The organism is Pseudomonas sp. BYT-1, from assembly GCF_023611805.1.
Lineage (GTDB): Bacteria > Pseudomonadota > Gammaproteobacteria > Pseudomonadales > Pseudomonadaceae > Aquipseudomonas > Aquipseudomonas guariconensis.
Genome location: NZ_CP072559.1, coordinates 3,827,756 through 3,852,120, shown reverse-complemented (window position 1 = coordinate 3,852,120; position 24,365 = coordinate 3,827,756). Strand labels below are relative to the sequence as shown.

The 24,365-nt window shown below is 62.2% G+C and carries 19 protein-coding genes; 12 read left to right on the top strand and 7 right to left on the bottom strand.

The annotated features are described in order from the left end of the window. Window positions 1-123: 123 nt before the first annotated feature. The 6 genes from fadB (at window position 124) to J5X93_RS17880 (ending at window position 7,445) form a co-directional block, all read left to right on the top strand. Window positions 124-2,271, top strand: a complete 2,148-nt coding sequence (gene fadB, locus J5X93_RS17905) for a fatty acid oxidation complex subunit alpha FadB (protein ID WP_043206693.1) — start codon at window positions 124-126, stop codon at window positions 2,269-2,271. A gap of 31 nt (window positions 2,272-2,302) precedes the next feature. Then, window positions 2,303-3,478, top strand: coding sequence for an acetyl-CoA C-acyltransferase FadA (fadA, locus tag J5X93_RS17900; RefSeq protein WP_182942639.1), 1,176 nt, complete (start codon window positions 2,303-2,305; stop codon window positions 3,476-3,478). A gap of 77 nt (window positions 3,479-3,555) precedes the next feature. After that, window positions 3,556-3,807: a DUF1653 domain-containing protein gene (locus J5X93_RS17895; RefSeq protein WP_043206690.1), complete on the top strand. Its 252-nt coding sequence runs from the start codon at window positions 3,556-3,558 to the stop codon at window positions 3,805-3,807. A 100-nt stretch (window positions 3,808-3,907) separates the two neighbouring features. Continuing rightward, entirely contained in the window at window positions 3,908-6,517 is a 2,610-nt protein-coding gene (gene topA / locus J5X93_RS17890; RefSeq protein WP_182942641.1) for a type I DNA topoisomerase, read from the top strand. A gap of 121 nt (window positions 6,518-6,638) precedes the next feature. Beyond that, a complete protein-coding gene (locus J5X93_RS17885) occupies window positions 6,639-7,160 on the top strand; it encodes a DUF6586 family protein (protein WP_102081926.1) in 522 nt (173 codons plus the stop codon). A 51-nt stretch (window positions 7,161-7,211) separates the two neighbouring features. Then, window positions 7,212-7,445 (top strand): hypothetical protein, encoded by a 234-nt coding sequence (locus tag J5X93_RS17880; RefSeq protein ID WP_043215749.1) that lies wholly within the window; start codon window positions 7,212-7,214, stop codon window positions 7,443-7,445. A 50-nt stretch (window positions 7,446-7,495) separates the two neighbouring features. Here the strand turns inward: J5X93_RS17880 and sulA are convergent, their stop codons facing one another. Continuing rightward, the gene (sulA, locus tag J5X93_RS17875; RefSeq protein ID WP_182942643.1) at window positions 7,496-7,984 is read right to left on the bottom strand and encodes an SOS-induced cell division inhibitor SulA; all 489 of its coding nucleotides are present in this window, start codon (window positions 7,982-7,984) and stop codon (window positions 7,496-7,498) included. A gap of 13 nt (window positions 7,985-7,997) precedes the next feature. Continuing rightward, window positions 7,998-8,606 (bottom strand): transcriptional repressor LexA, encoded by a 609-nt coding sequence (gene lexA / locus J5X93_RS17870; RefSeq protein WP_043215752.1) that lies wholly within the window; start codon window positions 8,604-8,606, stop codon window positions 7,998-8,000. A gap of 242 nt (window positions 8,607-8,848) precedes the next feature. Here lexA and J5X93_RS17865 point away from each other — a divergent pair, with 242 nt between their 5' ends. From J5X93_RS17865 to nagZ, 3 genes are read left to right on the top strand one after another with little or no spacing between them, the layout of a single operon-like run. Continuing rightward, entirely contained in the window at window positions 8,849-9,562 is a 714-nt protein-coding gene (locus J5X93_RS17865) for a TetR/AcrR family transcriptional regulator (protein ID WP_182942645.1), read from the top strand. A gap of 39 nt (window positions 9,563-9,601) precedes the next feature. Next, the gene (locus J5X93_RS17860) at window positions 9,602-10,126 is read left to right on the top strand and encodes a L,D-transpeptidase (RefSeq protein WP_090343877.1); all 525 of its coding nucleotides are present in this window, start codon (window positions 9,602-9,604) and stop codon (window positions 10,124-10,126) included. Between the two features lie 23 nt (window positions 10,127-10,149). Continuing rightward, window positions 10,150-11,148 carry a beta-N-acetylhexosaminidase gene (gene nagZ / locus J5X93_RS17855; protein WP_182943292.1) on the top strand — a complete coding sequence of 333 codons (999 nt, stop codon included), beginning with the start codon at window positions 10,150-10,152 and terminating at the stop codon, window positions 11,146-11,148. A 57-nt stretch (window positions 11,149-11,205) separates the two neighbouring features. Here the strand turns inward: nagZ and J5X93_RS17850 are convergent, their stop codons facing one another. From J5X93_RS17850 to mfd, 3 genes are read right to left on the bottom strand one after another with little or no spacing between them, the layout of a single operon-like run. Then, window positions 11,206-14,520, bottom strand: a complete 3,315-nt coding sequence (locus J5X93_RS17850) for a DEAD/DEAH box helicase (RefSeq protein WP_080642168.1) — start codon at window positions 14,518-14,520, stop codon at window positions 11,206-11,208. 1 nt (window position 14,521) lies between these two features. Beyond that, entirely contained in the window at window positions 14,522-15,094 is a 573-nt protein-coding gene (locus tag J5X93_RS17845) for a CsiV family protein (protein ID WP_182942647.1), read from the bottom strand. Between the two features lie 9 nt (window positions 15,095-15,103). Continuing rightward, window positions 15,104-18,553 carry a transcription-repair coupling factor gene (gene mfd / locus J5X93_RS17840; RefSeq protein WP_250033755.1) on the bottom strand — a complete coding sequence of 1,150 codons (3,450 nt, stop codon included), beginning with the start codon at window positions 18,551-18,553 and terminating at the stop codon, window positions 15,104-15,106. Window positions 18,554-18,720: 167 nt separating this feature from the next. On the opposite strand from mfd, the gene J5X93_RS17835 reads away from it, so the two are divergent. From J5X93_RS17835 to sthA, 3 genes are all read left to right on the top strand, one after another. Beyond that, window positions 18,721-20,184, top strand: a complete 1,464-nt coding sequence (locus J5X93_RS17835; protein ID WP_070571029.1) for a glyceraldehyde-3-phosphate dehydrogenase — start codon at window positions 18,721-18,723, stop codon at window positions 20,182-20,184. 120 nt (window positions 20,185-20,304) lie between these two features. Continuing rightward, window positions 20,305-21,303 (top strand): FAD:protein FMN transferase, encoded by a 999-nt coding sequence (locus tag J5X93_RS17830; protein WP_182942654.1) that lies wholly within the window; start codon window positions 20,305-20,307, stop codon window positions 21,301-21,303. 202 nt (window positions 21,304-21,505) lie between these two features. Further along, window positions 21,506-22,900: a Si-specific NAD(P)(+) transhydrogenase gene (gene sthA / locus J5X93_RS17825; protein ID WP_043212867.1), complete on the top strand. Its 1,395-nt coding sequence runs from the start codon at window positions 21,506-21,508 to the stop codon at window positions 22,898-22,900. A gap of 42 nt (window positions 22,901-22,942) precedes the next feature. Here the strand turns inward: sthA and J5X93_RS17820 are convergent, their stop codons facing one another. Next, the gene (locus J5X93_RS17820) at window positions 22,943-23,665 is read right to left on the bottom strand and encodes a glycerophosphodiester phosphodiesterase (protein WP_043212869.1); all 723 of its coding nucleotides are present in this window, start codon (window positions 23,663-23,665) and stop codon (window positions 22,943-22,945) included. Between the two features lie 31 nt (window positions 23,666-23,696). Then, window positions 23,697-24,281, bottom strand: coding sequence for a PilZ domain-containing protein (locus tag J5X93_RS17815; protein ID WP_043212871.1), 585 nt, complete (start codon window positions 24,279-24,281; stop codon window positions 23,697-23,699). Between the last annotated feature and the right edge of the window lie 84 nt (window positions 24,282-24,365).

Sequence of the window (24,365 nt, the reverse complement as noted above, 5' to 3'; positions counted from 1 at the left end):
CAGATCGCTCTTACAGAATCCCGACTATCGCGCTGACGGGTGTGCCTGGAAAGAAGGCTTGATCGGCCTTCGCACCAGCGATCGGCGTGTACAGTTCAGCTTCCATATCGTGGAGATCAGTTGATGATTTACGAAGGTAAAGCCATCACGGTTAAGGCTCTTGAAAGCGGCATCGTCGAACTGAAGTTCGACCTCAAGGGTGAGTCCGTCAACAAGTTCAACCGCCTGACCCTGGAAGAGCTACGCCAGGCCGTGGACGCCATCAAGGCCGACGCCGCCATCAAGGGCGTGATCGTCAGCAGCGGCAAGGACGTGTTCATCGTCGGCGCCGACATCACCGAGTTCGTCGACAACTTCAAGCTGCCCGAGGCCGAGCTGGTCGCCGGCAACCTGGAAGCCAATCGCATCTTCAACGACTTTGAAGACCTCGCCGTGCCGACCGTCGCTGCCATCAACGGCATCGCCTTGGGTGGCGGCCTGGAAATGTGCCTGGCGGCCGATTACCGCGTCATGTCCTCGAGCGCGAAGATCGGTCTGCCCGAAGTCAAGCTGGGCATCTACCCAGGCTTCGGTGGCACCGTGCGCCTGCCGCGCCTGATCGGTTCGGACAACGCGATCGAGTGGATCGCCTCCGGCAAGGAAAACCGTGCCGAGGACGCGCTCAAGGTCGGCGCCGTGGACGCCGTGGTTGCCCCTGAACTGCTGCAGTCCGCTGCTCTGGACCTGATCAAGCGTGCCATCAGCGGTGAGCTGGATTACAAGGCCAAGCGCCAGCCAAAGCTTGAAAAGCTCAAGCTCAATGCCATCGAACAGATGATGGCCTTCGAGACCGCCAAGGGCTTCGTCGCAGGTCAAGCCGGCCCGAACTACCCAGCGCCGGTCGAAGCCATCAAGACTATTCAGAAAGCCGCCAATTTCGGTCGTGACAAAGCGTTGGAGGTCGAGGCCGCAGGTTTCGCCAAGCTGGCCCGCACTTCGGTCGCCGAAAGCCTGATCGGCCTGTTCCTGAACGATCAGGAGCTCAAGCGCAAGGCCAAGGCCCATGACGAGATCGCCCGTGACGTGAAGCAGGCTGCCGTGCTCGGCGCCGGCATCATGGGTGGCGGTATCGCCTACCAGTCCGCCGTCAAGGGCACGCCGATCCTGATGAAGGACATCCGTGAGGAGGCCATCCAGCTGGGCCTGAACGAGGCCTCCAAGCTGCTCGGCAAGCGTGTCGAGAAGGGGCGCTTGACCCCGGCGAAGATGGCTGAGGCGCTCAATGCCATTCGTCCGACCCTGTCTTACGGTGATTTCGGCAACGTCGATATCGTCGTCGAAGCGGTGGTAGAGAACCCGAAAGTCAAGCAAGCGGTGTTGGCGGAAGTGGAAGGGCAGGTCAAAGAGGACGCGATTCTCGCCTCCAACACCTCCACCATTTCCATCAACCTGTTGGCCAAAGCCCTCAAGCGTCCCGAGAACTTCGTGGGCATGCACTTCTTCAACCCGGTGCACATGATGCCGCTGGTGGAAGTCATCCGTGGCGAGAAGTCCAGTGAAGTCGCGGTCGCTACCACCGTCGCCTACGCCAAGAAGATGGGCAAGAACCCGATCGTGGTCAATGACTGCCCGGGCTTCTTGGTCAACCGTGTGCTGTTCCCGTATTTCGGCGGTTTCGCCAAGCTGGTCAGCGCCGGTGTCGACTTCGTGCGCATCGACAAGGTGATGGAAAAGTTCGGCTGGCCGATGGGCCCGGCCTACCTGATGGACGTCGTCGGTATCGACACCGGCCACCATGGTCGCGACGTCATGGCCGAAGGCTTCCCGGACCGCATGAAAGACGATCGCCGCTCCGCCGTCGATGCCCTGTACGAGGCCAATCGCCTGGGCCAGAAGAACGGCAAGGGCTTCTACGCCTACGAAACCGACAAGCGCGGCAAACCGAAGAAAGTCGCCGATGCCTCGGTGCTGGATGTGCTCAAGCCGATCGTCTTCGAGCAGCGTGAAGTGACCGACGAGGACATCATCAACTGGATGATGATCCCTCTGTGCCTGGAAACCGTCCGCTGCCTGGAAGATGGCATCGTCGAGACCGCCGCCGAAGCCGACATGGGCCTGGTGTACGGCATTGGCTTCCCTCCCTTCCGTGGTGGTGCGCTGCGCTACATCGATTCGATCGGGGTCGCTGAGTTCGTCGCCCTGGCCGACCAGTATGCCGATCTGGGGCCGCTGTACCACCCGACCGCGAAGCTGCGCGAAATGGCCAAGAACGGTCAGCGCTTCTTCAACTGAGCGCCCAACGAGTTAGAGCGAGAGTATTGATATGAGCCTGAATCCAAGAGACGTGGTGATTGTCGACTTCGGTCGCACGCCGATGGGTCGTTCCAAAGGTGGCATGCACCGTAACACCCGTGCCGAGGATATGTCCGCGCACCTGATCAGCAAGCTGCTGGAGCGCAATGACAAGGTCGATCCGAAAGAAGTCGAGGACGTGATCTGGGGCTGCGTCAACCAGACCCTGGAGCAGGGCTGGAACATCGCCCGCATGGCGTCGCTGATGACCCAGATCCCGCACACTTCTGCGGCCCAGACCGTGAGCCGCCTGTGCGGCTCGTCGATGAGCGCGCTGCACACCGCCGCCCAGGCGATCATGACTGGCAACGGTGATGTGTTTGTCGTCGGTGGTGTCGAGCACATGGGTCACGTCAGCATGATGCATGGCGTGGATCCCAACCCGCACCTGTCCCTGCATGCCGCCAAGGCGTCGGGCATGATGGGCCTGACGGCGGAGATGCTCGGCAAGATGCATGGCATCACCCGCGAGCAGCAGGACCTGTTCGGCCTGCGTTCGCACCAGCTGGCCCACCAGGCGACGGTCGAAGGCAACTTCAAGGACGAGATCATCCCGATGCAGGGCTATGACGAGAACGGTTTCCTGAAGGTCTTCGACTACGACGAGACCATTCGCCCGGAAACCACCCTTGAAGGCCTGGCGTCGCTCAAGCCGGCGTTCAACCCGAAAGGGGGTACCGTCACCGCTGGTACTTCGTCGCAAATCACTGACGGCGCTTCGTGCATGATCGTCATGTCCGGCCAGCGTGCCATGGACCTGGGGATCGAGCCTCTGGCGGTCATTCGCGCCATGGCGGTGGCCGGCGTCGACCCGGCAATCATGGGCTACGGTCCGGTGCCGTCGACCCAGAAAGCCCTCAAGCGTGCCGGCCTGACCATGGCCGACATCGACTTCATCGAGCTCAACGAAGCGTTCGCCGCGCAGGCCCTGCCGGTACTCAAGGACCTGAAAGTGCTCGACAAGATGGATGAGAAGGTTAACCTGCACGGCGGCGCGATTGCGTTGGGTCACCCGTTCGGTTGCTCGGGAGCGCGGATTTCCGGCACCCTGCTCAACGTCATGAAGCAAAAAGGCGGTACCCTCGGCGTCGCCACCATGTGTGTCGGCCTGGGTCAAGGCATCACCACTGTCTTCGAACGCGTCTGATCGCGTCGATGACAGCAACCGGGGCCTTGTGCCCCGGTTTTTGTTTTTTACAGGATTTGTTTCAAGAGGTGGGCGACATGCAGATACAACCCGGTGTGTACCGGCATTACAAAGGGCCTGAGTACCGTGTGTTCGGCGTTGCGCGGCACTCCGAGACCGAAGAATGGGTCGTGTTCTACCAGGCGTTGTATGGCGAATTCGGGCTTTGGGTAAGGCCGTTGTCGATGTTCCTGGAGTCTGTCGAGGTTGACGGCGAGCAGGTGCCACGCTTTGCTTTGGTCAAGGCCGAAGAGGGACGGTTCGAGCAGCCTGGTGTAGCGCAAGGCTGAACCTGAGCGCTTGACCTCACCCTGTTGCCACTATATATAGCGGTGCCGCGTCTGGCACCTGACGCGTTTTTCATCTTCAGATTCAGGAATACTCCGATCCATGGGCAAATCGCTGGTCATTGTGGAATCCCCGGCCAAGGCCAAGACCATCAACAAGTACCTGGGCAGCCAGTACGTGGTGAAGTCGAGTATCGGCCATATCCGAGACCTCCCCACCAGCGGTTCGGCCAGCGCCACCAAGGAGCCGGCGGCCAAGCGCGGTAAGACCGCGTCCGAGGCCCCCGCGCTGTCGCCGAAGGAGAAGGCGCGCCGCCAGCTGGTCGCCCGCATGGGGGTCGACCCGGAAGCCGGCTGGAAAGCCAAGTACGAAATCTTGCCCGGCAAGGAAAAGGTCATCGACGAACTGCGTCGCCTGGCCAAGGATGCCGACACCATTTATCTCGCAACCGACTTGGACCGCGAAGGGGAAGCCATCGCCTGGCACCTGCGCGAGGCTATCGGTGGTGATGACAGCCGCTACAAGCGCGTGGTGTTCAACGAGATCACCAAGAAGGCCATTCAGGAAGCCTTCTCCCAGCCAGGCGAGCTGGACATCGATCGGGTCAACGCCCAGCAGGCCCGGCGCTTCCTCGATCGCGTGGTCGGTTACATGGTCTCGCCGTTGCTGTGGGCCAAGATCGCCCGTGGCTTGTCCGCCGGTCGGGTGCAGTCGGTGGCCGTGAAGCTGGTAGTGGAACGTGAGCGGGAAATTCGGGCCTTCAATCCTGAAGAATACTGGGAAGTGCATGCTGACCTGGGGACCGCCAAGAACGCCAAGGTGCGCTTCGAAGTGGCACGTGAGAAGGGCGAAGCCTTCAAGCCGTTGAACGAAGCCCAGGCCATGGCGGCGCTTGAGAAACTCAAGGCTTCCAGCTACAGCGTTGCCAAACGCGAAGACCGCCCGACTAGCAGCAAGCCGTCGGCGCCGTTCATTACCTCGACGCTGCAACAGGCCGCGAGCAACCGCCTGGGCTTTGGTGTGAAGAAAACCATGATGATGGCTCAGCGTCTCTACGAGGCGGGCTACATCACCTACATGCGTACCGACTCGACCAACCTGTCGGTCGATGCGCTGGATATGGCGCGCAGCTACATTGAGCGCGAGTTCGGCAAGCAGTACCTGCCGGAAAAGCCAGTGGTGTATGGCAGCAAGGAGGGTGCCCAGGAAGCGCACGAAGCGATTCGCCCCTCTGATGTCAACACTCATCCGACCAAGCTCAGTGGCATGGAGCGTGACGCCGAGCGCCTGTACGAATTGATCTGGCGCCAGTTCCTGGCGTGCCAGATGCCTCCTGCGCAATACCTGTCCACCAGCGTCACGGTCAATGCCGGTGACTTTGAATTGCGTGCCAAGGGCCGCATCCTTAAGTTCGACGGTTATACCCGTGTACTGCCTCAGCAGAGCAAGCCGGGCGAAGATGAAGTGTTGCCGGAAATGGCCCAGGGCGAGTCGCTCAAGCTCATCCAGCTCGACCCGAGCCAGCACTTCACCAAGCCGCCGGCGCGCTACACCGAAGCCAGCCTGGTCAAGGAAATGGAAAAGCGTGGGATCGGTCGACCATCGACTTACGCGGCGATCATTTCTACCATCCAGGACCGCGGCTATGTGACTTTGCACAATCGCCGCTTCTACTCCGAGAAGATGGGCGACATCGTCACTGAGCGTCTGTCGGAAAGCTTCTCCAATCTCATGGACTACGGTTTCACCGCCGGCATGGAAGAGAACCTCGATGACGTCGCCCAGGGCGAACGCGACTGGAAGAACGTTCTGGACGAGTTCTATGGCGATTTCAGCAAGAAGCTGCTGGCTGCCGAATCCGCCGAGAACGGTATGCGTGCCAACCAGCCGACCCTGACCAACATTCCCTGCAAGGAATGTGGTCGACCCATGATGATCCGTACCGCCTCCACTGGCGTGTTCCTGGGATGCTCGGGTTACAGTCTGCCACCCAAGGAGCGCTGCAAGGCCACCGTGAACCTCGTACCGGGCGATGAAATCGCTGCCGACGATGAAGGTGAGTCCGAGTCCTTGGTCCTGCGTGGCAAGCACCGTTGCCCGATCTGTTCCACGGCGATGGATGCCTACCTGCTGGATGAAAAGCACAAGCTGCACATCTGTGGCAACAACCCGGACTGTGCCGGTTACGAGATCGAGCAGGGCAGCTATCGCATCAAAGGCTATGAAGGGCCTAGCCTGGAATGTGACAAGTGCGGTAGCGAGATGCAGCTCAAGACTGGCCGTTTCGGCAAGTTCTTCGGTTGCACCAATCCTGCGTGCAAGAACACCCGCAAGCTGCTCAAGAGCGGTGAGGCAGCGCCACCGAAGATGGACAAGGTGGACATGCCCGAGCTCAAGTGCGAGAAGGTCGATGACACTTATGTGCTGCGCGACGGCGCCTCGGGGCTGTTCCTGGCTGCCAGCCAGTTCCCGAAGAACCGCGAAACACGCGCGCCACTGGTGCTGGAGATCATCCCGCACAAGCACGAGATCGATCCGAAGTATCACTTCTTGTGCGATGCCCCGCAGAAAGATCCCGACGGGCGTCCGGCGGTGATTCGCTATAGCCGCAAGACAAAAGAGCAGTACGTGCAGTCCGAGGTCGACGGAAAGCCGACCGGCTGGAAGGCATTCTTTGACGGCAACAGCTGGAAAATCGAAGACAAGCGCTGATCCAAAGTGCTGAAAGGGGGCCGCGAATCGGCCCCTTTCTTTTTGACATTGAGCTTGCGGCGGGGCAGGGCAATCCCTGACACTGGGATATCGCCTTGCAGCCTCAGGGAGGCCACTGAAGATGGCCCAGGAACTCTACACCCGCACCAATCAGAAACTCTTCTTCGCCGGGCTTGCCCTGGAGTCCATGGCCAAGGCTGAAGGTAGCCAGGCGATGAATGCCCAAGGCCTGATACAGGCCGAGCGCGAGTCCGCGCTGTTCCACTTGTATGGCGCTTTACTAGGGCTGTGCCATGAAATTGCAGGTTTCTACCGCTTGCCTCAGGCTGGGGCGTCGCGGGTCGAGCTATTGCTCAACGACGAGGCGCTGAACAGCATCGCCATTCCTGAGGTGGCCGAGTTGCTTGAGCTGGTGCGTCAGCCAGAAACCTGGCTTGCCCAGATGCTGAGTGCTTATGCCGATTTGTTCCGACCGCCGGTCGCCAAAAAAGCCCCTAAATCCGATGTCACCCAGCCGCTGATCCAGGCCGTCAATTTGGACGAGCCCGAGCAACCAGCGCTTTCCCGGCAAGAGCTGGAAAGTTGGCGGGCCAACCTCAAGGACGTGGTTCGGCGCTTTCGTGACGCGTTGAGTGAGTGCTGATAGCGCTGGCGGCTGGTACAATAATCGCCTTTCGTGAAAAGCAGGCCCTATATGTCAACGTCCTTTCTAGAAATTGTCGAGTTGCCTGATGGCCGGATCGAACTGCGCCGCGCCGAGGACGAGGGTTCCCTGGTGACCCTGGATTTCTCCGAGGACGCCAAGGCCTTCCTGCAGGGCCAGCATGTTGAAGTGGCCAAGGCCATGTTGAGCGTGGGTGTGCAGATGGCAGGTCGCCTGGTAGAGGGCGATTTCGAGCGTGACGAAGGACCGCGCGTTTTGCACTGAGCACCGCGCTCCGATTCAGGGATTGGATTGAGACAGGCAAAGCCTGAACATCAGCCGAGGCGGATGTTCAGGCTTTGTGCGTTTCCGGTGTTGGCGGCGCGGATCAATTGCTGGCGTGCATTGGCATTGACGTTGCCAAGCCAACTGACGACGGTGTGACTGTGGCCCAGGCGTAGCGCTTCACATGCCAGTTGCAAGGCGCTCTGGTTTGCGCCTGGTTGCAACAGCAGAATACGTTCGCGGTTCAGGCCGGCATCACGCAACCAGGCCTGGGTCAGGCTGGCAGGGGGCGCGATGAGCGTCAGCCAACGGGTTTCGTCCTCTTCGCTCAGCTCGCGCAGGATCGGGGCCAGCAGGCCCTGGCAATGACCTGGAGCGCCGCGCAAAGACAGTTCGCTGAACAACTCCGGCTGGGTGCCCTTGCGCGGCTTCTCACCGGCAGAGTCTCTAGGCTTGAGACCTGGCAGCGCCGGCTGGGCCAGGAAGGCTTCGAACAGCGGCAACTGGGCTTGCTGGGGTGTTTGGATGAACTGCTGCATGACGCCTCCTGGATCAGCGGCGAATGACGCCGACACTCAAGCCCTCGATCACCAGCTCCTGTTCTTTCAGGTCGACTTCGATGGGGGCGAATTCGGGATTCTCGGCGATCAACCAGACCTTGCTGCCTTCGCGCTTGAAACGCTTGACGGTCACTTCGTCACCGATGCGGGCGACCACGACCTGGCCGTTGCGGGCCTCCCGGCAGGTGTGGACCGCCAACAGATCGCCGTCGAAGATGCCGATGTCCTTCATGCTCATGCCGTGGACACGCAGCAGATAGTCGGCGCGAGGATGGAAGAAGGCTGGGTTGATGTTGCAGGATTCTTCGATGTGTTGCTCGGCGAGGATCGGTGCGCCGGCAGCGACCCGGCCGATGATAGGCAGGCTGTTCTCTTCTGCCTTGGTCTCAAGCCCTGGGATGCGAATGCCGCGGGAGGCGCCCGGGGTCATTTCGATCGCTCCTTTGCGGGCGAGCGCCTTGAGGTGCTCTTCGGCGGCATTGGGCGATTTGAACCCAAGCTCCTGAGCGATTTCCGCGCGGGTCGGCGGAAAGCCGTTGTCTTCCAGGCAGCGTTTGATGAAGGCCAGGATTTCAGCTTGGCGTGGCGTCAGTTTAAGCATGGCAAGCGCTCTGTCTTTTTATACAGTGACTGGGATTATATACAGTGGCTGGCCAGCTGCAAGCACTGTGGGCCGGGAAAACACGTCACTGTGTCGTGCATATAGGGCGAAGCCTGCGCCAACCGTGGCTTGCAGCGAATGTTTCAATGCTGTGGTTAAATGGCGACTGGCGGGTCACGTGTCTTGACAGATGAAAGCTTGAAACGTATGTTTCAAACAACTGTTTGTCAGGCGGAGTAGTCATGGCCCAATCGGAAACCGTTGAACGCATTCTCGATGCTGCAGAGCAGCTGTTTGCGGAGAGGGGGTTCGCGGAAACCTCGTTGCGGCTGATCACCAGCAAGGCCGGGGTCAACCTGGCGGCGGTCAACTACCATTTCGGCTCCAAGAAAGCCCTGATCCAGGCGGTATTCTCGCGTTTTCTCGGCCCGTTCTGCTCCAGTCTCGAACGTGAGCTGGATCGTCGTCAGGCGCGCCCCGAGCCCAAACCGAGCCTGGAGGAGTTGCTCGAGATGCTGGTCGAGCAAGCGCTGGCCGTGCAGCCTCGCAGCAACAACGATCTGTCGATCTTCATGCGCCTGCTTGGCCTTGCCTTCAGCCAGAGCCAAGGTCACCTACGTCGATACCTCGAAGACATGTACGGCAAGGTGTTCCGCCGCTACATGCTGCTGGTCAACGAAGCCGCGCCACGTATCCCGCCGCTGGAGCTGTTCTGGCGCGTGCACTTCATGCTTGGGGCTGCCGCTTTCAGCATGTCGGGCATCAAGGCGCTGCGTGCCATCGCCGAAACCGACTTCGGCATCAATACCTCGATCGAGCAAGTGATGCGCCTGATGGTGCCGTTTCTCGCCGCTGGCATGCGTGCCGACAGTGGGGTCACCGATCCGGCCATGGCCACCGCACAATTGCGTCCACGCAGCAAAAGCAACGTCGCGCCAGCGCCTGCCAAGGCCTGACACTGTGCGCTAAGAGGCGCTTGGGCTAAGCTAGCGCCCATGCCTGACCTCGACTACCTACATATCTCTCTTGCCGACCAGCGCCTCTACGGATTCACCCGTGGGGCGCTGCGTGTGCGCCTGGAGGTATCCACGGCGCGAAACGGTGCCGGGGAGCTCAATGGCTCCGGCTGTACGCCGCGAGGCCTTCACCAGGTCCGCGCCAAGATCGGTGCCGGCCTGCCGCAGGGCGCTGTACTGCGCAGCCGGCGCTGGACGGGCGAGGTCTGGTCCCTGAAGCTGCATGAGCAGTTTCCCGGGCGCGACTGGATCCTGAGCCGCATTCTCTGGCTCAGTGGTTGTGAACCTGGGGTCAATCGGCTTGGCAAGGTCGACACCTTTCGCCGCTACATCTACCTGCACGGTACGCCGGACACTGAACCTATGGGCATCCCGTTGTCCCATGGTTGCATACGTCTCAGGAACAGCGACTTGATCGCGTTGTTCGATCGGGTACCGGACCATTGCGCGGTGCGGATCGATGAGTCTGCCTGCCCGCACTGGGGCGTGCTGCCCCTCCCATGAAGGAATCCAATATGACTGCCCGCCTGCAAGGCTCCCTGATGGTGGATATCGCCGGTAAATGGCTGACCGCCGAAGACCGTCATCTCCTGCGCCAGCCCGAAGTGGCCGGCCTGATCATTTTTGCCCGCAACATCGATAGCCCTCGCCAGGTGCGTGAGCTGTGCGCCTCCATCCGCGCGGTGCGCCCCGACCTCATCCTGGCTGTCGACCAGGAGGGTGGACGGGTCCAACGCCTACGCCAGGGGTTCGTACGTCTGCCGGCCATGCGTGCGATCGCCGACAATGCCAACGCCGAATACCTGGCCGAGCAGTGTGGTTGGCTGATGGCGACCGAAGTGCAGGCTGTAGGCCTTGACCTGAGCTTCGCCCCGGTGCTTGACCTGGATCATCAGCGCAGCGCTGTAGTCGGCAGCCGTGCCTTCGAGGGCGACCCGGCGCGCGCCACCCAACTGGCGGGGGCGTTCATCCGCGGTATGAATGCCGCTGGCATGGCTGCTTGTGGCAAGCACTTCCCGGGGCATGGCTGGGCGGAAGCCGACTCTCACGTGGCCATACCTACGGATGAGCGCAGCCTTGAGCAGTTACGCCAGGCGGACCTGCTGCCTTTCATTCAGCTAAGAGGCCAATTGGCGGCTGTGATGCCTGCGCATGTGATCTACCCGCAAATCGATAACCAGCCGGCCGGGTTCTCGCGTCGCTGGCTGCAGGACATCCTGCGCGGTGAGATGGGGTTCGAGGGGGTGATTTTCAGTGACGACTTGTCCATGGCCGGTGCCCATGTGGTGGGTGATGCTGCCAGCCGGATCGAGGCGGCCCTGAGTGCTGGTTGCGACATGGGGTTGGTGTGCAATGACCGGGCAGCGGCGGAGCTGGCATTGAGCGCGGCCCAGCGGCTGAAGGTCGAGCCATCGCCGCGGATCGCGAGGATGCGCGGACGTGGCTTCGCCCGCACCGATTGCCGCCAGCAGCCGCGTTGGCTGGAGGCGCTGGGTGCTTTGAAGGAAGCGCAGTTGGTCGATTGATTTGGGGTGCCTTGATTCGGCGCGATCTGGTGGAGCGACGAAAGCGTCCTCCACAGATCAGCGACTGCGCTTGCCAGGCAGTGGCGCAAACAGTGCCTCGATCTCCTCATCGCCCAAGCGCCATTGGCCAGCCGATCCGCCATCGAGCAGGCCGGCTGCCAGGGCTGCCTTCTCCTGTTGAAGCTGCTGGATCTTTTCTTCTACCGTGCCTCGGGTTATCAGCTTGAACACAAACACCGGCTTGTCCTGGCCTATGCGATAGGCGCGGTCGGTGGCCTGGCTCTCGCTGGCTGGATTCCACCACGGGTCGTAGTGGATCACCGTGTCGGCAGCCGTCAGGTTCAGGCCCGTGCCGCCGGCCTTGAGGCTGATCAGGAATACCTCGCTTTCGCCGGTCTGAAACTGCTGCACAGGGGTGCGTCGGTCACGGGTGTCACCGGTCAGTAGGCTATAGCGGACATTGCGCTTGGCAAGTTCGGTCTCGATCAACGCCAGCATCGAGGTGAATTGCGAAAACAGCAGCACCCGGCGCCCCTCGCTTAGCAACTCCTCAAGCATGTCCATCAAACTGCCGAGCTTGCCCTTGTCGGCCTGGTTGCCCTTGGCCTCCACGCCCTTGACCAGGCGAAGGTCACAGCACACCTGGCGCAGCTTGAGCAAGGCATCGAGGATGACGATCTGACTGCGCGCCGCCCCATTGCGGGCTATCTCGTCACGGACTTTCTTGTCCATGGCCACGCGCACGGCTTCGTAGGTGTCGCGCTGGGCATCGCTGAGCTCGACCCAGTGGATCATCTCGGTTTTGGCCGGCAGCTCGGTGGCCACCTGTTCCTTGGTCCGGCGCAGCAGGAATGGTCGGATGCGACTGGCCAGATGCGCCATGCGTTCGGTATCGCCGTGGCGTTCGATCGGTGTGCGGTAGTCCTGGTTGAAGCGCTTCAGATCGCCCAGCCAGCCAGGCATCAGGAAGTGGAACAGCGACCATAGCTCGCCCAGGTTGTTCTCCATCGGGGTGCCGGTCAGGCACAGGCGCTGGCCTGCCTTCAGATCGCAGACCGCTTGGGCTGCCTTGCTGGTACTGCTCTTGATGTTCTGCGCCTCGTCGAGAATCAGCAGGCTCCAGTGCACTGAACGCAGGTGCTCCAGATCCCGCGGGAGCAGGGCGTAGGTGGTCAGGATCACATCGTAGTCGTGCAGCGCGGTGAAGTGCTTGCTGCGGCCCGGGCCATGCAATGCCAGGACGCGAAGTGCGGGAGCGAAGCGTTGGGCTTCATCGAGCCAGTTGGGCACAAGGCTCGTGGGCATCACCACCAGGGCCGGTTGCTCCAGGCGTGCGCTTTGTTTCTCAAGCAGCAGGTGGGCAAGGGTCTGCAGGGTCTTGCCCAGGCCCATGTCATCGCCCAGGATGCCGCCGGTGCCCATTTCGCGCAGGGCCTGCAGCCAGTTCAGGCCTTGCTGCTGGTAGGGGCGCAGCTCGGCCTTGAGCTCCTTGGGCGGCTCGATCTGCAAATCACGCGCATCGCGCAGTCGTCGGCCCAGCTCACGCACATGCTCGCCGCCTTCCCAGTGCAGGGGCAGGTGCTCGATATCGTTCAGTCGCGCCGCATCGGCACGCTCCAGGCGCAGGGATGGGCCGACAGCATCTTCATGCAGGTAGAGCTCGCCGAGGGTGCCCATCACCGCTTTGATCCGGCCATAGGGCAGGGCGACACGCAGGGCAGGGCTGTCCTGGCGGCCGCGGTTGAGGTCGATGAGCAGGTGTTCATCGTCGCTACGTCGGGCCAGTTCGCCGGCGCGCAGCAGTTCAGGACTGCTGCGCAACAGCTGCAGCACGATCGGCAGCAGGCTGTGGCGTTGCCCATCGACCACGATACCCAGCTCGAGATCGAACCATTCATGGCCCGGCGCTTCTTGGACGGTGGCGTACCAGTCGTCCACCTCCTGTAGATCGAAGGCGAAATCCCGAGGAATGTCGATCTCCCAGCCGGCCTGACGCAGTTTGGGCAGCCCTTCGCGGGCAAAGCGCAGCCAAGCCTCATCGTCGGGTAGCTGGAGCATCTCGCCTGCGCTGTCCGGCAGAGCTTTGCTCTGTCGGGTGGCAGGCTTGAAGCCCAGTTCGCGCAGGGTTTGGCGAAAGGCTTGCTCGGTCTTGGGCTGGCGACGGATGCGCTGGCTGGTTTCGCCTACCAGGCGGCTCAGGGGCTTTTCATCGGTGCCGCTGGCAAGCAGGCCGTCATAACTGAACGCCAGCGCAGCGCGATGCTGCATCTGACGCTGCATACGCCCGGTCTTGGGCATGTAGGCACTGAATTCCAGGCTGCCCAGGGTCAGGTGCGGACGTGGCTGGATGTCATCGTGCTCTTCGCTACGCACGGCGGTAGGGGTGGGGACTTGGCGGTTCAAGGCATTCAGGCGGTGACTCAAAGGGACAACCAGGTGTTCGGGTACGATGGGCGCGCGCGCCAGCTGGCTGGCGATGAATGGGTCCAGGTTATGTTGCAGCCTGCCGGTTTGGCGGGTCTGCGGATTGACGTAATACAGCGGGTCGAGCGGCAGGACCTGCAGCGGTGTGTCGCTGTCGTGATGCCAGACGCCCCGGTACGCGCCGTCCTCCAGTCGGACCCAGCGAAACTCGGCGGCCTGGTCCGGGCCAGGAGTCAGCGGCTCCTGCTGCTGGTCGAACAGCAGGTGACCGCTTGCCAATGCGTACTCGAGGAGTTCGGAACCCTTTTTCCCCTCCAGGCGGGTTACCGGCGAGACGACGTTGCTGTTCTGGGCGCTGATCAGGCGCAGCAGCCGCGCATCGGCTTCGGTTACATAGCGTGGCGTGTAGTAGATCATTTCCGGCAGCGAGGTGATCCTGCTCAGCTTCAGTGTGCCGTCGTTCTGGCGTGTGCCTTTCACCGCCTCCAGCCGACATTGCGCCTGGTTCAGGCTTATCTGGTAGTAGATGGCCGGCCCTTTGCGTGAAGGGCTTGGATTGGCCGGCGCAGACTCGGGCGTTTCCAGTGCCTTGACCCACTGGCTCAGCTCCGGGGGAAGGGACAGCCCGTCGCTGGCGTCATGGTCATCGAGGGACGCGTGCAAATGGAAAAGTGTCGCAGCGCAATGTTTGCAGTTGACGCCCACAGGACAGCTGCAGCGGCCCAGTACCCGCAGCCTGCCAGCGTTCGGCTCGAGAAGGATCTTCTGAGTGTAGCGCTGGCCTGCCGAGCCCAGGCAGGCAGCCTCTATCGTTCTGTCATGGATCGAAAGCGTTTTTGTCCGGCCCTGCGCCGCGTAGTTCTGTCCACGGGCGAGCGCTCCGTCGTCGAAGTCCGCCTTCCAGCTTTCATCGCGCTGAAGCAGGCGCCGCACATCGCTCTCGCTCACCTCACTGCTCCATCATCTCCGGATCCATCACCGGCATCTTGCGCATGCCAGCGGGTGTCACCTTCAGCAGTACGGCAAGGTGCCCGCCGTCGAGGAAGGTCAGCTGGTTACCTTTCATGTTGCTGTTGCTCTGCTTGAACTGCTCGCTGCGCACCACGGCACCATTGCCATCGAGCTGGTTCACCCAGAAGCTGGCCTGCACGGCGATGAAGCGGCCATCGGCGATGCTCAGGTTGCCCTCGATGGGGAAATGACCGAACTGCTCCTGGCCTGCACTCAGGGCGATACGGCTCGGTTCGCTGCCCACTTCCTGCTGCCAGGCCTTGTGCATCAGCACGGTGTAGTCGGCGGTGGCTTGCAAGCGGGTGACTTCGTCCTCCAGCGCCAGTGGGCGCTCGGCGCCCTTGTCCAGGCGGGGGGCGCCGGCGCTCCAATCTTCGGGGGCGAACGGGCTGGTTACCGCAGGTACGGCGTTCTGCCGCACCAGGATCATTTCCACCTGATAAAGGCCTTCGGCGAAGGCGGCCGGCGCGAACAGCGTCAGCATCAAGGTCAGGCAACGAATGGCACGCATGGATCTTCCTTAGGCAGGCTGTGGGGTCAGGCGCTCGAACAGCGCCTCCAGGGTGTTGAAACGTTCATCGGGGCGCTCCATCGGCACGAGGAAGCGGAACTGCGTGGCGCCCTCGAATTTGTAGCGCTTGGGCTGGCCCTGGATCAGCTTGATCAGGGTCAGCGGGTCGACCGGGGTTTCGGCCTCGAACTCGAGCTTGCCGCCATTGGGGCCGGCATCGACTTTCTTGATGCCGAGTTTTTCCGCCTGCAGCTTGAGCAGGGTCAGGCGCATCAGGTTCTTGGTCGGTTCAGGCAGCAGGCCGAAGCGGTCGATCATCTCCACTTGCAGGTCCTTGAGGCCCTCTTCGTCGGCGGCCGAGGCGATGCGTTTGTAGAGAATCAGACGGGCATGCACGTCCGGCAGATAGTCCTCGGGAATCAGCGCCGGTAGACGCAGGTTGATCTCCGGGCCGCCACCAAGCGGTTGCTCGAGGTTCGGCTGGGTGCCCTTGCGGATGGCCTTGACGGCGCGCTCGAGCATTTCCATGTAGAGGGTGAAGCCCACGGCCTGAATCTGCCCGCTCTGGCCTTCGCCGAGCAGCTCGCCGGCACCGCGAATCTCCAGGTCGTTGGTGGCCAGCACGAAACCTGCACCCAGGTCCTGGGTGTTGGCGATGGCCTCGAGGCGTTTTTCGGCATCGGCGCTGATCTGCTGGCGCGGCGGCGTCAGCAGGTAGGCGTAGGCCTGGTGGTGGCTGCGTCCGACCCGGCCGCGCAACTGGTGTAGCTGGGCCAGACCGAACTTGTCTGCGCGTTCGATGACGATGGTGTTGGCGCTCGGCACGTCGATACCCGTCTCGATGATGGTCGAGGCAACCAGCACGTTGAAGCGCTTGTGATAGAAGTCGCTCATCACCTGCTCGAGTTCGCGCTCGCGCATCTGGCCGTGGCCGATGCCGATACGTGCCTCGGGTACCAGTTCGGCCAGCTCGGCGGCGCATTTTTCGATGCTCTTGACGTCGTTGTGCAGGTAGTACACCTGGCCGCCACGCAGCAATTCACGCAGCAGCGCCTCTTTGACCGTGCTCTTGTTCTGCTCCATGACGAAGGTGCGCACCGACAGGCGTCGCGCCGGCGGGGTAGCGATGATCGAGAGGTCCCGCATGCCCGACACGGCCATGTTGAGGGTGCGTGGAATAGGCGTGGCGGTCAGGGTAAGGATGTCCACCTCGCTGCGCAGGGCCTTGAGCTGTTCCTTCTGACGCACACCGAAACGATGCTCCTCATCGATGATCACCAGGCCCAGGTCCTTGAAGCGCACGTCGTCCTGCAGCAGCTTGTGGGTGCCGATGAGGATGTCGATCTTGCCTTCGGCCAGCTCTGCGGCGGCGGCGCTGACTTCCTTGGCCGACTTGAAGCGGCTCATCACCTCGACGGTCACCGGCCAGTCGGCGAAACGGTCGCGGAAACTGTTGTAGTGCTGCTGGGCGAGCAGGGTGGTAGGCACCAGTACTGCCACCTGGCGGCCACTGTGCACGGCAATGAACGCTGCGCGCATGGCCACTTCGGTCTTGCCGAAGCCGACGTCGCCGCACACCAGGCGGTCCATCGGCTTGCCGGCGAGCATGTCGGCGCGCACTGCCTCGATGGCCGATTGCTGGTCCGGGGTTTCCTCGAACGGGAAGCCGGCACTGAAGGTGGCGTAGTCTGCGGCCGGATCGGCGAATGCATGCCCCTTGCGGGCGGCGCGCCGGGCATAGATGTCGAGCAGTTCGGCCGCCACGTCACGGACTTGCTCGGCGGCTTTGCGCTTGGCCTTTTGCCAGGCTTCGGAGCCAAGGCGGTGCAGTGGGGCCAGGGCATCGTCGCTGCCGGTGTAGCGGGCGATCAGGTGCAGGTTGGCCACCGGTACGTAGAGCTTGGCGCCCTCTGCATATTCCAAGGTCAGGAACTCGGCGGCCTGGCCTTCGATTTCCAGGGTGGCCAGGCCCAGGTAACGTCCCACGCCGTGGTCGATATGCACCACGGGTGCACCTTCGCGCAGTTCGGTGAGGTTCTTGATGACGGCATCGTTGGCCGCCTCACCACGTTTTTCACGACGCCGGCGCTGCATCACGCGCTGGCCGAACAATGGGCTCTCGGCGATCAGGGCCAGGCCTGGGTCATCCAGCAGCAGGCCGTCGTCGAGCGGGGCGATGGTGATCGCCAGGCGGTCCGTGCCGGTGACGAAGTCGGCCCAGCCTTCGACGGTTTGAGGGCGCAGCTTCAAGCGCTCGAGCAGTTCCAGCAGCACTTCGCGGCGGCCGGCCGATTCGGCGGTGAACAGCACGCGTCCGGGGAACTGTTCGAGGAAATTCGACAGCTCCGCCAGTGGCTGGTTGGCCTTGGCTTCGATCGCCAGATTCGGCAAGGCTCGCGCCGGGAACCGTAGGCGACCCGCGCCGGTTTCGATCTCGTCGCTGCTGACCACGACCCGGGGCCACTGCTTGAGCTGGGCGAAGCAGTCCTCGACCGGCAGGAACAGCTCGGCCGGTGGCAGCAGGGGGCGGGACAGGTCGCCGCGGCGCTCTTCGTAGCGTCCGCGCACATCGTTCCAGAAATGCTCGGCTGCCTGTTCGACACCCGGCAGGGAGAACACCTGGGTGTCGGTCGGCAAGTAGTCGAAGAGGGTCGAGGTTTCTTCGAAGAACAGCGGCAGGTAGTACTCGATACCGGCGGGAATGATGCCGCTGGTCAAGTCCTGGAAAATCGCGCTGCGCCGGAAATCCACGTCGAAACGCTCACGAAAGCGCGCCTTGAAGCGGGTGACCTCGTCCTTCTGCATCGGGAACTCGCGGGCCGGCAGCAGGCGGACCGAGTCGACCTTGTCGATCGAGCGCTGGGTCTCGGGATCGAAGGTGCGCAGGGTCTCGATCTCATCGTCGAACAGGTCGATCCGGTAGGGCAGCTTGCTGCCCATGGGGAACAGGTCGATCAGGGCGCCGCGCACGGCGAACTCGCCATGCTCGTAGACCGTGTCGACGCAGCGGTAGCCGCTGGCTTCCAGGCGCGTGCGCATTTGTTCGACGTCGATCGTCTGGCCCACATCCAGCACCAGGCTGCTGCCCAGCAGGAAGCGGGTCGGGGCCAGGCGGTGCAGGGCGGTGGTGATCGGCACCACGAGGATGCCGTGATCGAGCTCAGGCAGCCGATAGAGACTGGCGATGCGCTGGGAAATGATGTCCTGGTGGGGCGAGAACAGGTCGTAGGGCAGGGTTTCCCAATCGGGGAACGGCAGCACCGGCAGGTCGGGCGCGAAGAAGCGCAGCTCCTGTTCCAGGCGGTCGGCAGCCTGGCTGTCGGCGGTCAACAGCAGGGTGAAGCGACCGGCGCTGCTGGCGGCTTCGGCGATGGCCAAGCTCAGGGCGGCCCCGGGCAGGTTTCCCCAGGTTTGTTTGCCGGCCGTGGCCGATAATTGCGGTAGGCGCAGAACTGACACGGGAGATTGGACTCCAAGCGTTGCGGCAAAGAGGACAATTGTACCGGTGCTGGTGCGCGCTGTCAGGCTCGGAAGGGCTTGGCGACGGGCACGAGCGGCGGCGACAGGCGCTCATTGCCCGATACGTCGAGGGGCGTCATAATGTAGCCCCTTTTTTCTCCCCCTACATGTGGAAGGTTCCCGTGACTCAGAAGCCCGACCAGTGTCTTGGTGAGTGGATCGATCGTGAAGCCCTGGCTGAAGCGATGATCCCGCTTATCGGTCAGCTCTACCGCAACAATAACGTGGTGAGCTCGATCTATGGCCGCAGCCTGATCAATCGTTCGGTTATCTCGATCCTCAAAGCCCACCGCTTTGCCCGTCACCGTCAGACCGACGAAACCGAGCTGTCCGTCCACGAGACATTCCCCCTGCTCAAGGCCATGAGCGAGCTGAAACTGGGCGCCGCTTCGGTCGACCTGGGCAAGCTGGCAAACAAGTTCAAGCTCGAAGGCAACGGCCGCAGCGTCGAGCAGTTCGTGCGTGAAGAACTGGCCGATGTCGTCGGTCAGCAGAACCTGTCCGCCCGCAAGGGCACCGACGTCGTCCTGTACGGCTTCGGTCGCATCGGCCGCCTGCTGGCGCGTATCCTGATCGAGAAGACCGGTGGCGGCGACGGCCTGCGCCTGCGTGCAATCGTCGTGCGCAAGGGCGCCGAGAACGACCTGACCAAGCGTGCCAGCCTGCTGCGCCGCGACTCGGTACATGGTCCGTTCGACGGCACCATCGTCATCGACGAAGAGCACAACACCATCACCGCCAACGGCAACCTGATCCAGGTGATCTACTCCAACGATCCGGCCTCGATCGACTACACCCAATACGGCATCGACAACGCCCTGCTGGTGGACAACACCGGTAAATGGCGTGACGCCGAAGGCCTGGGTCAGCATCTCAAGTGCCCTGGCATCGATCGCGTGATCCTCACCGCTCCGGGCAAAGGCGCGCTGAAGAACATCGTTCACGGCATCAACCATGGCGATATCAGCGCCGATGACAAGATCATCTCCGCTGCGTCCTGCACCACCAACGCCATCGTGCCGGTGCTCAAGGCTGTCAATGACCAGTACGGCATCATCAACGGCCACGTCGAAACCGTTCACTCGTTCACCAACGACCAGAACCTGATCGACAACTTCCACAAGGGCAGCCGCCGCGGCCGCGCCGCACCGTTGAACATGGTCATCACCGAGACCGGCGCAGCCACCGCTGCAGCCAAGGCACTGCCTGTGCTCAAGGGCAAGCTGACCGGCAACGCCATTCGCGTGCCGACGCCGAACGTCTCGATGGCCATTCTCAACCTGAACCTGGAAAAGGCCACCAACCGCGACGAGATCAACGAGTACCTGCGCCAGACCGCCATGCACTCGGAACTGCACAAGCAGATCGATTACGTCAGCTCCCAGGAAGTGGTCTCCACCGACTTCGTGGGCTCGCGCCACGCCGGTGTGGTTGACGCCGAAGCGACCATCTGCAACGACAACCGTGTTGTCCTGTACGTCTGGTACGACAACGAGTTCGGTTATAGCTGCCAGGTGGTGCGTGTGATGGAAGAGATGGCTGGTGTGAACCCGCCAGCGTTTCCACGCTGATCCGCTTGTAATGCGTTGAAGAAACGGGAACCTTCGGGTTCCCGTTTTTTTTATGCCGTGTGCGGGCATTCATGGGTAAGCCTGCGAAGAGGTCAGTACGGCCAGTCGAGAAACTTGAAATTGCGTAAAGGTCTTCTGCTCACCCTGATGTTCCTGGTTGGCTGCGACCAGGCTCCGAGCCTGGAGCGCTTTGGCGGCCCGACCATGGGCAGCAGCTACAGCATCCAGTATGTTCGCGAGCCGGGCGGACCATCGCGCCTCGAGGTGCAGGAGGCAGTGGAAGCCATCCTGCGTGATGTCGACGAACACTATTCAACCTACCGTGGCGATTCTGCGGTCAGCCGCTTCAACCAGTTGCAGGCAGGCCAATGCCAAGCGCTGGGAAAGGACATGCTGGCGTTGGTCGGGTTTGGTCAGCAGTTGGCCGAACAAAGCCAGGGCGCTTTCGACCTGACCGTCGAGCCATTGCTCGATCTCTGGGGCTTCGGCCCTCAGGCGCGCCAAGAGCAGGTGCCTGACCCGTTGCAGTTGGCCCAGGCCCGTCAGCGCGTCGGCTATCACCACTTGCGCATCGATGGCGACATCCTGTGCAAGGACGCTGCAGTGGAACTGGATTTCAACAGTATCGCCGCAGGCCACGCCGTGGACCTGATCGCCGAGCGCCTAGGGGCGATGGGCGTCGCAAGCTTTCTTGTCGAAGCCACGGGCGAACTCAAGGCTGTGGGTCGCAAGCCCGATGGCAGTCCGTGGCGGGTGGCTCTGGAACTGCCGCGCGAAGACCGTCAGGTCGCGCGCCAAGTCATCGCCGTGGATGGTCTGGCTGTATCGACCTCGGGTGACTATCGGCACTATTTCAAGGACAATGGCCGGCGCTATTCGCACACCTTCGATGCCCGCTTGGGGCGTCCGGTCGAACATGACCTGGCTGCTGTCACCGTGCTCGATGCCTCGGCGCTCCAAGCCGATGGCTACTCGACCCTGTTGTTGATCCTGGGGCCGGAACAAGGCTGGGACTTCGCTGTCGCCCATGGTATTGCCGCGGTGCTGGTGACCCGGGCCGAGGGTGGCTTCGTCTCTCGTGTTACGCCTGCGTTCGAGCGGGCACTGAAAGGCGAGTGAAAGGGCAAACACGGATGATCGTCGCCAGGGAATCGGTGAATGACATGTAGTGCAGGCAAAATTGGCCTACGACGCGACCAAGGGTTAATGTGCGCGGCGTTCACGCTTGATTAGACTGCACCCGAATTTTCTCATGGCGCCCCGGCGACATGATCGTGCCCCGCGGCCATCCGGTCGGCGGGCCAGTTCTGAAGGAGTACGCATGGCTGTCTATAACTACGACGTAGTGGTGCTGGGTTCCGGCCCGGCCGGAGAAGGTGCGGCAATGAATGCCGCCAAAGCAGGACGCAAGGTGGCCATGGTCGACAGCCGTCGCCAGGTCGGCGGCAACTGCACTCACTTGGGCACCATCCCGTCCAAGGCCCTGCGTCACTCGGTGCGCCAGATCATGCAGTTCAACACCAACCCGATGTTCCGCGCCATCGGTGAGCCGCGCTGGTTCTCCTTCCCCGATGTGCTCAAGAGCGCCGAGAAGGTGATCTCCAAGCAAGTGGCCTCGCGCACCGGCTACTACGCGCGCAACCGCGTCGACGTGTTCGTCGGCACCGGCAGCTTCGCCGATGAGCAGACCGTCGAAGTGGTGTGCTCCAACGGTGTGGTCGAGAAACTGGTCGCCAAGCACATCATCATCGCCACCGGCTCGCGTCCATACCGTCCGGCCGATATCGACTTCCACCACCCGCGCGTCTACGACAGCGACACCATCCTCAGCCTGAGCCATACCCCGCGCAAGCTGATCGTCTATGGCGCTGGCGTGATCGGTTGTGAATACGCCTCCATTTTCAGTGGCCTGGGCGTGCTGGTCGAGCTGGTGGACAACCGCGGCCAACTGCTGAGCTTCCTGGATTCGGAAATCTCCCAGGCGCTGAGCTACCACTTCAGCAACAACAACATCACTGTACGCCACAACGAGGAGTACGAGCGGGTCGAAGGCTTGGACAACGGTGTGATCCTGCACTTGAAGTCGGGCAAGAAGATCAAGGCCGATGCCTTGCTGTGGTGCAACGGCCGTACCGGCAACACTGACAAGCTGGGCCTGGAGAACATCGGAATCAAGGTCAACAGCCGCGGCCAGATCGAGGTCGACGAGGCCTACCGTACCAGCGTGCCGAACGTCTATGGCGCCGGTGACGTGATCGGCTGGCCGAGCCTGGCCAGCGCTGCCCACGACCAGGGGCGTTCCGCCGCTGGCAGCATCGTCGACAATGGCAGCTGGCGTTTCGTCGATGACGTGCCGACCGGCATCTACACCATTCCGGAGATCAGCTCGATCGGCAAGAACGAGCAGGAGCTGACCCAGGCCAAGGTGCCGTATGAAGTGGGCAAGGCCTTCTTCAAGAGCATGGCCCGTGCCCAGATCGCCGGTGAGCCTCAGGGCATGCTGAAGATCCTGTTCCACCGCGAGACCTTGGAAATCCTGGGTGTACACTGCTTCGGCTACCAGGCCTCGGAGATCGTCCACATCGGCCAGGCGATCATGAACCAGCCCGGTGAGCAGAACAATCTGAAGTACTTCGTCAACACCACCTTCAACTACCCGACCATGGCCGAAGCCTATCGGGTAGCGGCCTACGACGGCCTGAACCGGCTTTTTTGAGCGGCTCCGGCCGGTGGCCTGAGCCGGTCGGGGAGTCCGGATTCAGCCCTTCCCAAGGGTGGTCATGGCCAAACCGGGAAAGTCTGTAATCAGGCTGTCTACGCCAAAGTCGGCGAGCCGGCGCATCAGCGCCGGTTCGTTGACCGTCCACACCGATACGTGCAACCCCTGACGCTGTGCCTTGATCAGGCGCTCGGGCGTGCACAGTGTCCAGTTCAAGGCCAGCATCTGGCAGCCATAGTTCTGGGCCACCTTCAGCGGGTCGAGCCAGGCGTACTCGGCGACCAGTCCGCGAGACACATCCGGCACCAGTTCCAGCGCGGCGCCAAGCACCTCCCGGGAGCTCGAGGTAATGGTGATCTTGTCCAGCAGGCCGTACTGCTGCGCCAGCTCGCGAATCGCCAGCACGGTACTGGCGGCGCGGGTACGCGAGGCGCTCTTGACCTCCAGTTGCCAATGCGCGAAAGCGCACTTCTCGAACAGCTCTTCCAGGCGTGGGATGGGGCAGGGCTGCACCCAGCCCGGGCCGCCCTTACGTGCATCGTAGGTGACCAGCTCGGCGGCGGTGTGCTCGACCACCTTGCCGCGCCGACCGGTGGTGCGCTTGAGTGTCGGGTCGTGGATCACCATCAGCTCGTTGTCGGCCGACAGGTGCAGGTCCAGTTCGCAGCGATCGACGCCATGTGACAAGCACTGGCGGAAGCTGTTCAGGGTATTCTCGGGCGCTTCGCCCTTGGCGCCGCGATGGCCATAGATCAGGGTCACGTTCGTTCCTTCAGGTCAAAATGGAAAAGGCTCAAGAGGCGGGGTCGTTCTGTTCCAGCGCCTGGCGTCGTTGTTGTTGCTGGCGCTGCAGGATGTACCGGGCCAGCAGTTGGCGCTGGGCGTCGGTCATGTCGATGAATTCGGTGCCGACCTCGTGATTGCCTTCCGGGCGTGGGTCGCAGTGGGTGACCCGCGCGCGCAGCAGTAGGCCGAGGGCACGGGGCATGAGGATCATCTTCACTGCCAGTCGCGTACCGGGGGCGATGGGCGTTGCATGGGCGAACTCGATGCCGCCTTCGGAGAGAATCACCCGCCGGGGCTTGCCGATTTCACCCAGCAGGGTCTGGGCGAGCACCGCGCTGAGCAGGTCGATGCGTTTGTTCTGTACCCGCAGGAAGGCCGCGAGGGTTCGGTCCTTCTCGCTCAACTGGCGCATCAGGTGCTGGGACTCGAAGTCGGCCAGGTGCAGTTCGCTGAGCAGATTGAACAGCGGTGAAGCATCCTGCAACAGGTCTGTCTCCTGGCCTTGGGCCGTGTCCAAGGCGTTGATTTCAAGTGCGATACTGTCTTCGATGCGGTAGTATTCGCGGCGATCTTCTTCGTCTAGTGTCGTCATGGCGAACCCATGGTTACGGCGGTGGTCCGAGTGTAAAGCCGCTGCAGGCGCCCTGCCACAAGGACGTTCCCTTTCATCCGAACA